General features: G+C 69.4%; 8 protein-coding genes. 5 read left to right on the top strand and 3 right to left on the bottom strand.

Annotation, left to right across the window (positions count from 1 at the left end):
* Window positions 1-100: 100 nt before the first annotated feature.
* Window positions 101-2,065, top strand: a complete 1,965-nt coding sequence (ftsH, locus tag ACIBL3_RS32600) for an ATP-dependent zinc metalloprotease FtsH (protein ID WP_396357620.1) — start codon at window positions 101-103, stop codon at window positions 2,063-2,065.
* A gap of 10 nt (window positions 2,066-2,075) precedes the next feature.
* Here the strand turns inward: ftsH and ACIBL3_RS32595 are convergent, their stop codons facing one another.
* Window positions 2,076-4,766 (bottom strand): ATP-binding protein, encoded by a 2,691-nt coding sequence (locus ACIBL3_RS32595; protein ID WP_396357618.1) that lies wholly within the window; start codon window positions 4,764-4,766, stop codon window positions 2,076-2,078.
* Window positions 4,767-4,917: 151 nt separating this feature from the next.
* Here ACIBL3_RS32595 and ACIBL3_RS32590 point away from each other — a divergent pair, with 151 nt between their 5' ends.
* On the top strand, window positions 4,918-6,492 hold the full coding sequence (locus ACIBL3_RS32590; protein WP_396357617.1) for an alkaline phosphatase D family protein: 1,575 nt from the start codon (window positions 4,918-4,920) through the stop codon (window positions 6,490-6,492).
* Window positions 6,493-6,519: 27 nt separating this feature from the next.
* On the opposite strand, the gene rox is transcribed toward ACIBL3_RS32590, so the two are convergent.
* Together rox and ACIBL3_RS32580 are read right to left on the bottom strand one after the other, a co-directional pair.
* A complete protein-coding gene (gene rox, locus ACIBL3_RS32585; protein ID WP_396357616.1) occupies window positions 6,520-7,938 on the bottom strand; it encodes a rifampin monooxygenase in 1,419 nt (472 codons plus the stop codon).
* Window positions 7,939-8,067: 129 nt separating this feature from the next.
* Window positions 8,068-9,543 (bottom strand): PHB depolymerase family esterase, encoded by a 1,476-nt coding sequence (locus ACIBL3_RS32580; protein ID WP_396357615.1) that lies wholly within the window; start codon window positions 9,541-9,543, stop codon window positions 8,068-8,070.
* Between the two features lie 115 nt (window positions 9,544-9,658).
* Here ACIBL3_RS32580 and ACIBL3_RS32575 point away from each other — a divergent pair, with 115 nt between their 5' ends.
* Genes ACIBL3_RS32575 through ACIBL3_RS32565 form a run of 3 tightly spaced genes read left to right on the top strand, consistent with a single transcriptional unit; the run spans window position 9,659 to window position 13,166 of the window.
* Window positions 9,659-10,396: a trypsin-like peptidase domain-containing protein gene (locus ACIBL3_RS32575; protein ID WP_396357614.1), complete on the top strand. Its 738-nt coding sequence runs from the start codon at window positions 9,659-9,661 to the stop codon at window positions 10,394-10,396.
* Between the two features lie 49 nt (window positions 10,397-10,445).
* Window positions 10,446-11,606, top strand: a complete 1,161-nt coding sequence (locus tag ACIBL3_RS32570) for an NAD(P)/FAD-dependent oxidoreductase (RefSeq protein WP_396357613.1) — start codon at window positions 10,446-10,448, stop codon at window positions 11,604-11,606.
* Between the two features lie 24 nt (window positions 11,607-11,630).
* On the top strand, window positions 11,631-13,166 hold the full coding sequence (locus tag ACIBL3_RS32565) for an aldehyde dehydrogenase family protein (RefSeq protein ID WP_396357612.1): 1,536 nt from the start codon (window positions 11,631-11,633) through the stop codon (window positions 13,164-13,166).

Below are 13,166 nucleotides of genomic sequence, written 5' to 3'. Positions count from 1 at the left end.
CAGCCCCTGGGACGGGATCGGCCCGGTGGTTGCGCCGGACGGTCCGGGCGTGGGACACCTGATCGGGTCAGGGAAAGATCCCGGCCAGGGGGAGCTGACCATGAGTGACCAGGACCAGCGCCAGGGCGAGCAGCAAGCGGCCGAACGCGACGAGCGGGCGGACGGCGGCCCGCGTCGGCGCTCCGACCAGCCATGGCGGACCGAGGGCCTGCCGACCGGGAAGGGCGACCGGCCCCGCCGTCCGCGCTGGCTCCGGCTGGTGGCATGGATCGCCGGCGGCTACCTGGTGCTGTTCCTGCTCACCACGATGCAGGACCAGATGTCCGGCGGAGCGGAGACGGTCGCCTACACCGAGTTCACCACCCAGGTGGAGAAGGGCAACGTCGCCGAGATCTTCGCCCGGGGTGACACGATCGAGGGCCGGCTCAAGGAAGCGGCGTCGGTCCCGGGCAAGACGGACACGTCGTACACGAAGTTCACGACCGAGCGGCCGACGTTCGCCAACGACGACCTGTACGGCGCTCTGGAGACGAGCGGCACCACGGTCAAGGCCACCCCGGTCGTCCAGTCCCGCGGCGCGCTGTGGAACCTGCTGATCTCGTTCGCGCCGATCCTGCTGCTGGTCGGGTTCTACCTGTGGCTGTTCCGGCGCCAGCAACGTACCGCCGCGGGCGGTCTGGGCGGTCTGCTCGGCGGTGGGCAGAAGAAGCCGGTCGATCCGGAGAGCGTGCGGACGACGTTCGCCGACGTCGCGGGCATCGACGAGGTCAAGGGCGAGATCACCGAGATCGTCGACTACCTGATGGATCCGGACAAGTACCGCCGGTTGGGGGCCCGGGCACCCAAGGGTGTGCTGCTCGCGGGTGCGCCGGGCACGGGCAAGACGCTGCTCGCCCGCGCGACTGCGGGCGAGGCGGGCGTCCCGTTCTTCTCGGCGAGCGCGTCCGAGTTCATCGAGGCGATCGTCGGCGTCGGCGCGAGCCGGGTCCGGCAGCTGTTCGGGGAGGCGCGGAAGGTGGCGCCGGCGATCATCTTCATCGACGAGATCGACACCATCGGCCGCGCCCGCGGCGGTGGCCGGGCGATCGGCGGTCACGACGAAGGCGAGCAGACGCTGAACCAGATCCTCACCGAGATGGACGGGTTCTCCGGCACCGAGGGCGTCGTCGTACTCGCGGCGACCAACCGGCCCGACGTCCTGGATCCGGCGCTGCTGCGACCCGGGCGGTTCGACCGCACGATCACTGTGCACGCCCCGGACCAGCAGGGGCGCGAGGCGATCCTGCGCGTGCACGCCCGCGGCAAGCCGCTCGCAGCGGACGTCGATCTCGCCGCAATGTCGCGATCTACGCCGGGCATGACCGGCGCGGACCTGGCCAACCTGCTGAACGAGGCCGCGCTGGCCGCGGCCCGTCTCGGCCGGTCCGAGATCCACCAGCACGACCTGACGGACGCGCTGGAGAAGATCCAGCTCGGGACCGCCCGCAACGTGGTGATGCCCGAGGAGGAGAGGCGCCGTACGGCGTACCACGAAGGCGGACATGCGCTCCTCGGCATGATCCAGCTGGGCGCCGACCCGGTGCGCAAGGTGTCGATCATCCCGCGTGGACGCGCGCTCGGTGTCACGTTGTCGACGCCGGAGATGGACCGCTACGGGTACGACGCCGACTACCTGCGCGGCCGGATCATCGGAGCGCTCGGCGGGATGGCGGCCGAGCAGGAGGTGCTGGGCGTGGTCACCACCGGCGCGGAGAGCGATCTGGAGACCGCGACCCGGATCGCCCGCGCGATGGTCGGCCGGTGGGGCATGTCCGCAGCGGTCGGCCCGGTGTCGGTCCTCCCGTCGGACGGCGATCCCCGGGCCGTCGCCTCCGACTCCCTGCTGAACACGGTCGACGAGGAGGTACGGCGGCTCATCGACGAGTGCTACCAGGAGGCGCGGCGACTGCTGCGCGAGAACCGTGATCGGCTCGACGGGATCGCGGCACAGCTACTCCTGCACGAGACCCTCGACGAGGCCGACGCGTATGCCGCCGCCGGCATCCCGCGCGACGCCCGGACCTGACTCGCCGGGGTCAGCTCTGGTGCTGCGGGTCGAGCGCCCTGCGGAGCTGACGGCGGGAGGTGATGCCGAGCTTGGAGAAGGTGTTGCGCAGATGCCACTCCACGGTGCGCGGACTGATGTACAGCTGCGCTCCGATCTCGACGTTGGTGAGCCCGTCGCGAGCCAGTCCGGCGATCTGTGCCTCTTGCGCGGTGAGGTCGTTGAGCGTGTCCGGCGTACGTCTGCGGGCTGTCTCGCCGGTGGCGAGGAGTTCGTGCCGGGCGCGTTCGGCGAAGGCTTCGAGTCCCATCGCGGCTAGCTGTTCGTGGGCGATCCGGAGGTGGTCGCGGGCGTCCATGCGGCGGCCTTCACGGCGCAGCCACTCGCCGTACAAGAGTTGGCTGCGGGCCACCTCGACGCGGAGGTCGGTGCGTTCGAGGTGCTCGATCGACTGGCGGTAGGCGGCTTCGTCACCGTTGAGGACGGCGCGGACGCGTGCCTCGATGCCGCGTCCCCAGTTCGTCGGGGTGATGGCGACGCGGCCGGTCAGCCAGGCGAGTGCGGACTCGACGAGTTTGCGGTCGCCGGTCCTGGACGCTGCCTCGGCCAACTCGGCGACGACGAGGACGCCGTACCCGAAGACGTCCTGCTCGAAGACCTGGACGGCGGCGTCGCGGGCGACGTCGTACTGGCCGAGACCGTTGTTCAGGACCGCGTTCGCGTACGTCGCGAACGCCGCCATCCGGCCCTGGTTGTGTTCGGTCGCCTCTTGGATGGTCGCCTCGATGAGTTGCCGGGCGTTGGCCTCGTTGCCGCGGAAGGCTTCGAGCAGCAGGGCGCCGTACGGGACTGGGGGATTGCCGGTCGACGCCGCGATCTGGCGGTCCTCGTCGACAAGCCCGGCCACCGTACTCAAATCACCGGTCAGACACTGCAGATTGGCCCGCGAGCCAAGCGCAAACTGGAGCCTGACGAGCGCCCCGGTCTCCCGAGCCACCCGCTCCTCCCGAACCGCGAACTCGACCGCCGCCTCGAAGTTCCAGACCTCGATCGCGACCATCGATGTGACCCGCCCGTCAACCTCGTGCGTGGTGCCTTCCGCCTGGCGGGCGAGGAACTCTGCCAGGTACGGCGCGGCGTCGGCATAGCCGCGGGTGATGCGTAGGCCGAGCGCGTGGAGGAGCAGATCGGCCGGCTGGTGTGACTCGGCCACTGCGGCTGCCGCGTACGCGAGAATGCCCGGCGCATCCGGACCGCTCGCCCAGATGGCCGCCGACATCGCTTCGAGGTACGCCATCCGCGCCCGATCGGCGTCACGTGGCTCGAGTTGCTTGGCAGCACCGAGCAGAGTGTGAGCGGCCTCGCGGGCTCGGCCTTGATCGAACGCGATCTGTCCGCGCAACTGCTCGGCCTCGGCTGCGCGGAGCGCATTTGGTGGCCCGGTCACCGCGTCGCCGAGCAGGCCGAGTGCCGCCTCGAGCGCGCCCGCGCGGCGCTTGGCCGACGCTGCGGAGAGCAACCGCTGCGCTCGGCGGTCCGGGTCAAGTGTGAGCGTCGCCGACCGCTCCAGGAACGCGCCGGCCGCGAAGTAGCCACCTCGCGCCTGAGCCCGGTCGGCGGACCGTTCGAGCTCAGCCGCGACCTCCTCGTCGGGGAGCGGCGTCGCATTGGCTCGATGCCACGCTCGGCGGTCCGGATCGAGGTCGGGATCGGTCACCTCGGCCAGCGCCTGGTGCACCGCTTGCCGCTCCTGCGGTGTCGCGAGACGGTACGCCGCCGAGCGCACCAGCGGGTGCCGGAACTGGATGTGCCGGCCGAAGGTGATCAGCCCGGAGGCAGTCGCCGCGGCCGCGGGATCGGCGCCGAGATCGAGCTTCTCGGCCGCCCGCCAGAGCAGGGTCGGGTCGCCGAGTGGCTCTGCTGCGGCCGTGGTCAGGAGCAGCCGGGTGTCTGGCGGGAGCGCCTCAAGTCGCCGTACGAAGCCCTCCTCGATCCGGCTGGCAATCGTGCCGGGGCTGACGCCGTCCGCCAGTTCGGTGAGGCTCCACGCGTGCGGTAGCTCGAGCAGGGCGAGCGGGTTGCCGCGGGTCTCGGCCACGATCCGGTCCCGGACACGCGGATCGACCGGCCCGGGCAGGACGGAGTCGAGGAGGGCTCGCGCGTCCGCATCGTCGAGGCCGCGGATCTCGAGCTCTGCCAGTCCGGTGAGCTCGTGGTCGGCACCGTCGCGGACGGCGAAGACCATCACCACCGACTCAGCCGCGAGCCTTCGCGCGACGAACGCGAGAATCCGGGCGGACATCAGGTCGAGCCACTGGGCGTCGTCGATGACACACAGGACCGGCTGCTTGCTGGCCGCGTCCGACAGCAGATTCAGTACGGCGAGGCCGACGAGGAACTTGTCCGGAGCGGGGCCGCTCCGCTCGCCGAACGCCGTACCGAGCGCATCGTGCTGCGGTTCCGGAAGGCGGTCCTTGTTGGCCAGGAAGGGCTGGCAGAGCTGATACAGACCGGAGTAGGCGAGCTCCATCTCGGACTCGACCCCGACGGCCCGCGCAATCCGGCACGCCCCACTTCTGGCAACCAGCGCGTCGAGCAACGCCGACTTTCCAACCCCAGCCTCGCCACGAAGCACCAGCACCTCGCTCCGCCCACCCCGGGCAGCCCCGACCAACCCGTCCAGCACGGCAACCTCTCGCCGCCGCCCCCGAAGTCCGCCCACCCCGACAACCTATCCCGACCGGCCCCGCCCGACTCCGCACAGGTCGCTGCTTGGCAGGGGTTTCGGTGACGTTGGCGCGGGTTTCACTCGAGCTTGGTCCGGCGTCGTTAGACCGGAGGCGGTGTCCTTTCCCCTGCCCCTGGGAGTGTCAATGTCAGAACCGTCGCAGTCCCTCCACCGTCCAGGTCGTCGTACGTTGCTGCTGGGTGGTGCGGCCGCTGGAGCGTCCCTGCTACTGCCCTCATCGTCGGCTTTCGGCGCCCCTGCGTTTGTGCGGTCGGGTCGTCCGGCCATCACGCATGGCATTCAGTCCGGTGACGTCTCGGCCTCGAGAGCCGTCGTCTGGGCGCGGGCGGACCGCCCGGCGCGGATGTGGGTCGAGGTGAGTCCGACCGAGACGTTTCGACAGGTACGGCGGCTGAGCGGCCCGATCCTGGACTCGAACAGCGACTTCACCGGCAAGACGATCCTCCGAGGTCTGCCCGCGGGCGAGGACCTCTTCTACCGGGTCGTCGTCGCGGATCCTGACGACGACCGGCGCAGCAGCGCGCCGGAGTACGGCCGGCTGCGGACCGCACCGCGCGGGGCGGCCGACATCCGGTTCCTGTGGTCGGCCGACCTCGCCGGTCAGGGGTGGGGGATCGACCCTGCTCGGGGCGGGTACTGGATCTTCGAGGCGATGCGCAGGCTGGAGCCGGACTTCTTCATCTGCTCCGGCGACCTGATCTACGCCGACGGCGTGCTGCCGGCGGAGAAGCCGCTGCCGGACGGCACCGTGTGGCGCAACATCGTGACCCCGGAGAAGTCGAAGGTGGCCGAGACGCTGGCCGAGTACCGCGGCAACTACCGGTACAACCTGCTCGACGAGAACCTCCGCCGGTTCAACGCCGAGGTGCCGCAGATCAACTCGTGGGACGACCACGAGGTCACCAACAACTGGTACCCCGGCGAGATCCTGGACGACAGCCGGTACACCGAGAAGCGCGTCGACGTACTCGCCGCGCGGGCACGTCGAGCGTTCCACGAGTACCTGCCGACCAGCACCCGGACCGACGACGAAGGCCGCGTGTACCGGGTGAACCGGTACGGCGACCTGCTCGACGTCTTCGTGATCGACATGCGCTCGTACAAGGACGCGAACACCACCGGACTCGAGACCGCCGGCGACGGAGGTGTATTCGGCCGTCGTCAGCTCGACTGGTTGAAGCGCGAGCTCAAGGCATCGCGTGCCACCTGGAAGGTACTCGCGGCCGACCTCCCGATCAGCCTCGTCGTACCAGACGGCGCCGCCATCGAAGCGATCGCGCAAGGCGACCCCGGCGCACCACTCGGCCGCGAGCTCGAGATCGCCGAGTTGCTCTCCTACGCCAAACGCAACGACATCACCGGCATGGTCTGGGTCACCGGCGACGTGCACTACACCGCGGCGCACCACTATGACCCGTCACGGGCCAAGTTCACCGACTTCACCCCGTTCTGGGAGTTCGTCTCCGGCCCCCTCAACGCCGCCGTCGGAGTCGAGCCTCGCCCCAACCCGGTCGACCCCACCTTCGGCCCCCAGGTCGTCTTCGCCAAGGGCGCCCCCTCCGCCGACGTCGGCAACCCGGCCTACGGCTACCAGTACTTCGGCGAAGTAACCATCAACGCCACCACCCGCGCCCTAACCGTAAACCTCCGAGACCAATCCGGCACCACCCTCCACACCACCACCCTCCCACCCACGTAGACCCTTCCCACGCCTGCCTCCCGCCGGTCAGGTGTTGGGGGTGCCGAACCACTTGGTGAGGTGGGTGTTGAGGGCTTGTTGGGATTCGCCGAGCCAGGCGACGTGGCCGTCGGGGCGGAGGAGGATGGCTGGGTGGGGGAGGTCTCCGGTGAGGTGGTCGACGCGGTCTTTCCAGCCGGTGATGGACAAGGTGCCGGTTTGGTCCAGGAGGAGGCCGCGGGCGGTGTGAAGGTGGTCGTAGAGGCGGCCTTGTTCGAGGGGTACGTCGGGGAGGCGGCGGCCGACGAGGTCGTCTGATTCGCCGAAGTCGTAGCGGATGGCGGTCGCGGTGATCTTCTCGATCAGGTGGCGGTGGACGTCTTCGAAGTCCATGAGCTCGGCGACCAACCGCCGTACGGCTTGCGCTCCGGGCTCGGTGGACATGAGTTCCATTTGGGCGCGCGTGTTGTCCAGGACGTCGGCGGCGACCGGGTGCCGTTCGGAGTGGTAGGTGTCGAGGAGATCGTCGGGTGCCCAGCCGTTGACCTCGGCGGCGAGCTTCCAGCCGAGGTTGACGGCGTCCTGGATCCCCAGGTTGAGGCCCTGGCCACCGGCCGGCGGGTGGATGTGGGCGGCATCGCCGGCCAGGAACACGCGACCGGTGCGGTACTGGTCGGCCAAACGAGTGGCGTCGCCGAAGCGGGAGAGCCATCGTGGCGAGTGCACTCCGAAGTCCGTCCCGGCGTACTCCTGCAACTGCTCCTTGAACTCCTCGAAGGTCGGCGGCGCGGTGCGGTCCCCGGTCAATCCATCAGCGGGTACGACGACACGGTAGGTGCCGTCCTGGAGCGGCATGGCGCCGAACCGCAACTCTGTCTTGCGAATCTCGGCGACGGCAGCCATCAGTGTCTCCGGCGACGCGGTCAGCTCCATCTCACCGAGCAACGTCTCGACCTGGCTGGCCTCGCCCGGGAAGCCCACGTCGAGCAACCGGCGCACCGTACTGCGGCCGCCGTCGCAGCCCACGAGATAGCGCGAACGCAGCTCGGAGCCGTCGGCCAGTACGACGGTCGCCCCGTCGTCGTCCTGGCTCAGGCCGACCACCTCGGACTCCCGCCGGATCTCGGTGCCGACCTCGGCAGCGTGCTCGGCCAGCAGCCGGTCGGTGATGTTCTGCGGGATGCCCAGAACGTACGGGTGGGAGCTGTCCAGCCGGACCGGGTTCGGCTTGAGGATCCCGGCGAAGAAGCCGCCGACCGGGAACTGCTTGCCGTGCTCCTGGAACCGCTCGAGCAGACCGCGCTGGTCCAGCACCTCGATACTGCGCACGTGCAGCCCGAGCGCCCGCACGACCTTGGTCGGCTGGGCCTCCTTCTCGAGCACCACCACATGTACGCCGTGCAGCCGCAGCTCACTGGCCAGCATCATCCCGGTCGGCCCGCCACCGGCAACGATCACGTCAATCATGAATCCCCCTGTGATTGTTCGGCTCAGGCCCGAGATTCTGCAGTACCAGCAGGGGCTTGCGGCAAGTCCCCCAATCCGCTGTAGGTTGATAGTGGCAGGGAGATCCGTTCTCCTTGCCCCTTCTTTTGCCTACCCGTAGGTCACGTGCAGCGTGGCCTGGGAGCCTGAGGCCAGGAAGCGGTAGGCGGTGGTTGTGGGCGTCTGGGCAAAGCGGAGTTTGAGTTGCGTGAAGCCGCTTCGGTCGACGGTGGCGGGGGAGAAGTCGGTGGAGGTGGCTGGGCCGGTGGTGAAGGGCGGGAGTGTGGCCACGGCTGGGGTGGTTGGGGCGCTTGCCCAGTCGGCGGGCTCGGTCGTGCAGGCGTTGAAGCAGCCGGCCTGAAGGTCGATCAGGAGCTGGTTGGATCCGGACCAGGGATCGCCGGCACCTGACGGAGAGGTGACGGTCAGCCAGGCTCGGCTGATGGTCGCATCGTCCGGGAGGGTCGAGGTGTCGAAGGACAGTACGGCGCGGTTCTGCTTGCCGTCGGTGCCTTGGCCGACAGCCAGGTTGGGCAGAGTGCCGACGACGGGGGCGGAGCCGTCGGCCTGAGCTTTGACGTAGCCGTCCTGGCTGTCGATGCTCGGGAACGTCCGCGTCCCGGGCGAAGTCGGGCCATCGTCGAGCCCCCAGAAGCGTGCAATGTGCTCCGCCGCGCAGATGTTGACGTCGAGAATGTACGGCGCTGCCGTGCCGCACGTACCGGGATCGATCGGCTGACCGTGGTTCATCCCGGTGATCGAGTAGGTCTCGACGACGGACTGACCGGCGCTGTTGCGATAGGCCTTGTGCGGATAGCCGTTCACGGTGTCCGACACATCGGCTGTCTGGTCGGTGCCGTGGACGTTGGTCCACTGCTCGACCAACTCGTTGAGATTGCTATAGGCAACAGTCGAGTCGGCGGTCCCGTGCCAGATCGAGACGCTCGGCCACGGGCCGGTGTGAGTCGAGGCCGCCCGGACCTTGTCGCCCCACTGCTGCGGCGTGAGGTTCGTGCCAGGCGACATGCAGGAGTACGCCTGGGCAACGGTCGTGGCGCAACGGTACGGCAGTCCCGCGACCACGGCTCCGGCCGCGAACACCTCCGGGTACGTCGCCAGCAGCACCGACGTCATCGCACCACCGGCGGACAACCCGGTGACGAAGCTGCTCGCGGACCCGAAGTCCGACCGCATCCGATCCACCATCTGCTTGATCGACAACGCCTCGCCGGACCCCCGCGTCGTGTCACCCGTCTCGAACCAGTTGAAGCAGGAGTTGAAGTTGTTCGCGCTCTGTTGCTGAGGCAGCAGCAACGCGAACCGCATCCGCTCGGCGACCTCGACCCAGCCCGGCTCCACGTCGTACGCGGCCGCCGACTGCGTACACCCGTGCAACGCAACCACCAACGGCCGACCTGGTTCGAGCCCGTCAGGGACGTACCGGAACATCCTCAGGTTGCCCGGATTCGACCCGAACCCGGTCACCTCCTGAAGTGCTGCGGCCTGCGCGACGGGCGCTGGTACGACGACAAAGCCGGCGACGACCGCGAGTACCACTGCCAACCGCCGTACGATCTGCAGCCTCATAAGACACCTCACCTCGAGTCGGGGCGAACTCTCCCCACCGATGGTTCTCGCCAGCACGCCCCGGCGCCATGTGCTGGTCGCACACACCTGTTGCTGACGTTGTGTCGCGGACGCCATGCAGTCAGGAAGGCCCCGCCTGGTTTGCCCTGAGCAACTAGTCGCCTACCCGACCGAAGGCGGCGGCGAGGACGTCGTCAAGGAGCCGATGGTCGTCGAAGGGGCCTGCTCGGGGTTCCACCCGGCGGTCGGCACGAAGCTGATCTCGATCGGCTTCCCGGCCGCAGTCGGCCGCGTGATCGACGAGAACCAGCGCGCCAGTTTCAAGACCGGTACGGCGAGCTCGCAGCAGACCTCGCCGAAGGGCGTACCGCAGACCGAGGTCAACGCCGACCTGAGCGGCGGCATGTCCGGTGGTCCGACCGTGGACGAGGCCGGCAACGTACTCGGCGTGAACAGCTTCCTGCTGCGCGACCAGCAGAACTTCAACTTCATCACCGACACGACCGATCTCGGCGCCTTCTTGCGGCAGCACGGCGTGAACCCGGTCGCGGCCAGGCCGGGCACCTCTGACACCGGAACTACCGGCGGCCCGTTGGCCGCACCGGCCGCGGAATCCGACAGTAGCTTCCCGTGGTGGTTGCCCGGCGCGGTCGCGCTCCTGCTCGTCCTGGTGGGCGGCGTCCTCGTCTGGTACCAGCGCAACCGCACGAAGCCTGTCCCCGTGGAACAACCACCCTTCATCGGTACGGCGATCCGGCAGTACGGACCGCCGAAGCCACCCGGCTGCGATCACCGCAACAACCCACCGGGAGCCCGCTTCTGCAACTTCTGCGGAGCCCCACTGTCCCAGTAGCGAAAGTACCGCTTGCCCGCACCCGCGAGAGGGCGGAAGAGTGGCCACCATGAGTCGCGCTCGCACCCTCCCCGCGGCCGCCGAGGTGGTTGTCATCGGCGGCGGGATCATGGGCGTCAGTACGGCGTACCACCTCGCGTCGGCCGGGAAGCGGGTCGTCCTGCTCGAGAAGGGCGCGCTCGGCCAGGGATCGACCTGTCACGCGGCCGGCGGGGTCCGCGGGTTCTTCTCCGACGAGGTCAACATCCGCATCGGGCTGCGCAGCCTCGACGCCTTCGAACGGTTCGGCGACCTGTTCGGCACCGAGATCGACCTGCACCAGACCGGGTACCTGTTCCTCGTCGACAACACCGAGGACCTGGCCGTGTTCGAACGCAACGTCGCGCTGCACAACGCCGCCGGAGGTGACAGCCGGATGGTCTCGGCGGCCGAGGCGAAGCGGCTCTCGCCGCTGATCGACAGCACCGGCATCCTCGGCGCGGCCTGGTCGCCGCGCGACGGGCACTGCACGCCGGAGTCGGTCGTCCAGGGATACGCGAAGGCGGCTCGGGCAGCCGGGGCGACACTCCTCACCAACTGCCCGGCCACCGGGATCGAGACGGACGGCAGCCGGATCGTGAAGGTCCTGACCGCTGCCGGAGCGATCCGGACGGACCAGGTGGTCTGTGCGGCCGGCGCTTGGTCGGCGCAGGTCGGCGGTTGGGTCGGCGTGGACCTGCCGGTGGTCCCGCTCCGCCGTCAGATCGCGGTCACCGAGCCGATCCCCGGTCTCGACCCGAAGACGCCGTTCACGATCGAATTCAGCACCTCGCTGTACTTCCATCGGGAAGGCGAGGGACTTCTGGTGGGCTGCCCCGAGGCCGTCGACTCGTGGAGTTTCGACACCTCCCGGGATCCGGCATGGCTGACTACGCTGGCCGAGGCCATCGAGCGCCGCGTGCCCGCGCTGGGGGAGGTGGGGATCGGCCGCGGCTGGGCCGGGCTCTACGAGATGACCCCGGACCACAACGCCGTCATCGGCCGCTCGCGAACCGTGCCGGGGTTCGTGTACGCCTGCGGCTTCTCCGGCCACGGCTTCCTGATGGGGCCGGCGATCGGGGAGGTGCTGCGCGATCTCTGCCTCGATCGCGAGCCCGTCGTCGACGTCACCTCGCTCGACGCCGAGCGGTTCAGTGAAGCCGGCGCCCGCCCGGAGCTGAACGTTGTCTGACCACCCGATACACAAGGAGCGACCATGTCCCGTACCGAGATTCCCGGTCCCGAGATCCTCGGCGCCCAGGCGCTGGCCGCTGCGCAGGCGTGTGGCGTCGACGCCGCCACGATCGCCGGTGAGCGTGCCCATCGGTCGCCGATCAACGGGGGAGATCTCGGTGGTGTGCGCTGGGACGAGGCAGCCACTGTCGACGATGTGGTCACTCGCGCCAACACCGCCTTCCGGGAGTGGCGGAAGGTCCCGGCTCCAGCCCGCGGCGCGGTCGTCAAGCGCTTCGGCGAGCTCCTCACCGAGCACAAGGCGGACCTGGCGACGCTGGTCAGCGCCGAGGTCGGCAAGATCACCTCCGAGGCCCTCGGCGAGGTGCAGGAGATGATCGACATCTGCGACCTCGCGGTCGGCCTGTCGCGTCAGCTCTACGGCCGGACGACGGTCTCCGAGCGCCCCGGGCACCGGCTGATGGAGACCTGGCACCCGCTCGGCGTCGTCGGCGTCATCAGCGCGTTCAACTTCCCGGTCGCGGTCTGGTCGTGGAACACCGCCATCGCGCTGGTGTGTGGCGACACCGTGGTCTGGAAGCCGTCCGAGCAGGCGCCGCTGTGCGCCTGGGCCTCCGCCGCGCTGCTCGACCGCGCGTTGGCGGAGTCCGGTGCGCCCGGAGACGTGTCCCAGGTCGTCGTCGGCGGGCCGGAGGTCGGCGAGGCGCTGGTGGACCACTCGGGTGTGGCCCTGGTCAGCGCCACCGGCTCCAGCCGGATGGGCAAGGCGGTCGGCCCTCGGGTCGCGAACCGGTTCGGCCGGTCGCTGCTGGAGCTCGGTGGGAACAACGCAGCCATCGTCACGCCCTCGGCTGATCTGGATCTCGCGCTGCGCGGCATCGTCTTCTCGGCCGCCGGGACGGCAGGGCAGCGCTGTACGACGATGCGCCGCGTCATCGCCCACACCTCGGTGGCCCAGCAGCTCACGGAACGCCTCGTCGAAACGTACGCTCGGCTCCCGATCGGCAACCCGATGGCCGCGGGCACCCTGGTCGGTCCGCTGATCCACGGGAAGGCGTACGACGGGATGACTGCCGCGATCGCCCAGGCTGGAGCCGAAGGCGGCAAGATGGTTGCCGGTGGCGGCCGGGTGCTCGCCGAGGCCGCGCCGGACGCCTTCTACGTCGAGCCTGCGATCGTCACGATGCCAGGCCAGAGCGACATCGTCCGGACCGAGACGTTCGCGCCGTTGCTCTACGTGCTGACGTACGACGACCTGGCCGAGGCGATTGCCCTCAACAACGATGTGCCGCAGGGCCTGTCCTCGTCGATCTTCACCCGCGACCAGGCCGAGGCCGAGCTCTTCGTCTCCGCCGAGGGATCCGACTGCGGCATCGTCAACGTGAACATCGGCACCTCCGGCGCCGAGATCGGCGGCGCGTTCGGCGGCGAGAAGGAGACCGGCGGCGGCCGCGAGTCGGGCTCGGACGCCTGGCGTGGGTACATGCGTCGTGCGACCAACACGATCAACTACTCCGGCGAGCTCCCACTCGCCCAGGGGGTGGACTTCTCGGTGTGA

Origin of the sequence: Kribbella sp. NPDC050124 (genome assembly GCF_044460355.1) — a bacterium.
Lineage (GTDB): Bacteria > Actinomycetota > Actinomycetes > Propionibacteriales > Kribbellaceae > Kribbella.
The sequence above is the reverse complement of the archived record's forward strand: the minus strand, read 5'-3'. Positions and strand labels throughout refer to the sequence as shown.

Excerpts from the sequence above, each read along its gene's own strand:
- ftsH (WP_396357620.1), top strand. The coding sequence starts at position 101 with ATGAGTGACCAGGACCAGCGCCAGGGCGAGCAGCAAGCGGCCGAACGC.
- ACIBL3_RS32590 (WP_396357617.1), top strand. The coding sequence starts at position 4,918 with ATGTCAGAACCGTCGCAGTCCCTCCACCGTCCAGGTCGTCGTACGTTG.
- rox (WP_396357616.1), bottom strand. The coding sequence starts at position 7,938 with ATGATTGACGTGATCGTTGCCGGTGGCGGGCCGACCGGGATGATGCTG.
- ACIBL3_RS32580 (WP_396357615.1), bottom strand. The coding sequence starts at position 9,543 with ATGAGGCTGCAGATCGTACGGCGGTTGGCAGTGGTACTCGCGGTCGTC.
- ACIBL3_RS32575 (WP_396357614.1), top strand. The coding sequence starts at position 9,659 with ATGCAGTCAGGAAGGCCCCGCCTGGTTTGCCCTGAGCAACTAGTCGCC.
- ACIBL3_RS32570 (WP_396357613.1), top strand. The coding sequence starts at position 10,446 with ATGAGTCGCGCTCGCACCCTCCCCGCGGCCGCCGAGGTGGTTGTCATC.
- ACIBL3_RS32565 (WP_396357612.1), top strand. The coding sequence starts at position 11,631 with ATGTCCCGTACCGAGATTCCCGGTCCCGAGATCCTCGGCGCCCAGGCG.